The sequence below is a fragment of the Aerococcus sp. L_32 genome (assembly GCF_050689315.1).
The window spans coordinates 1-884 of the sequence record NZ_JBOEQF010000750.1; the positions used below are offsets into that span (position 1 = coordinate 1).

Genomic DNA, 884 nt, shown 5'->3' on the forward strand with positions numbered 1-884 from the left:
AAAGGCTGTCACTGCATTTTTCAAGTGGTCAAGTCGTGGTTGAATGTTAGACCCTAAAGCGATTAATACGTCTGATTGCATCTTTATTTCACCTCATTCATCTGGTTTATCTGCTCCATCTTATTAAACCAGGTCCGGTCTCGTTGAATTTCAATGGCTACACTGTCATAAATCCCGCGAATGGGTGGATCAGGTTTCACCACTTTGATGTTCACTTCTTCAACGAGTGGAAAGTCCCCTAAAATCCGCATGGCTAACTTGTGGGCTAATCGTTCCAATAATTTAGCAGGGGCTTCATGTACGACAACATCTTCTATAACCGTATAGACATCGGCGTAGGAAACTGAATCATACATATCATCTGATTGACCAGCTGGCGCCAAGTCTACCGCTAGAACTGCATCCACATTAAACCGTTGTCCTAAGGCCGTTTCTTCAGCCAACAAGCCGTGGTTGGCGTAAAATTGCAGGTTATTCAAATAAATTTTATCCCTTGTAGCCATCAGAACCCCTCCTTAAATACTCACTGGGTCAATTTGTCCGCGTTTGATCGCATCTGCCACCGCTGCAGCTTCCTTGTTGACTTTCACATTGTGGACCCGAACCATATCAGCCCCCGATAAGATCCCTGAAACCGTTGTGGCTGCGGTCGCTACGTCGCGTTCATTAGCTGGCACATCCACTAATTTACCCAAGAACCCTTTTCTTGAAGTAGCCAAAAGGACAGGCATATTAAAGCTAGCTAATTCTTGTAAGCCTTGGATTGCCAACAAGTTGTCGTCCGCCGTTTTGGCGAAACCAACACCAGGGTCAAGAATCAGCTGGTCGTCACGCATCCCTTGAGCACGGGCAATATCAATAGCGTTTTGTAGGTCAGCTTTCAT

General features: G+C 45.6%; 2 protein-coding genes. Both read right to left on the reverse strand.

Annotation, left to right across the window (positions count from 1 at the left end):
- Positions 1–83: 83 nt before the first annotated feature.
- Complete coding sequence (gene folB, locus ACRCJ0_RS16185; protein ID WP_059349089.1) at positions 84–503, reverse strand: dihydroneopterin aldolase; 420 nt, start codon at positions 501–503, stop codon at positions 84–86.
- 12 nt (positions 504–515) lie between these two features.
- The coding region (locus tag ACRCJ0_RS16190; protein WP_431391190.1) for a dihydropteroate synthase at positions 516–884 on the reverse strand (369 nt) is incomplete at its 5' end.

Coding starts and splice junctions, on each gene's coding strand:
- folB (WP_059349089.1), bottom strand. CDS start 503: ATGGCTACAAGGGATAAAATTTATTTGAATAACCTGCAATTTTACGCC.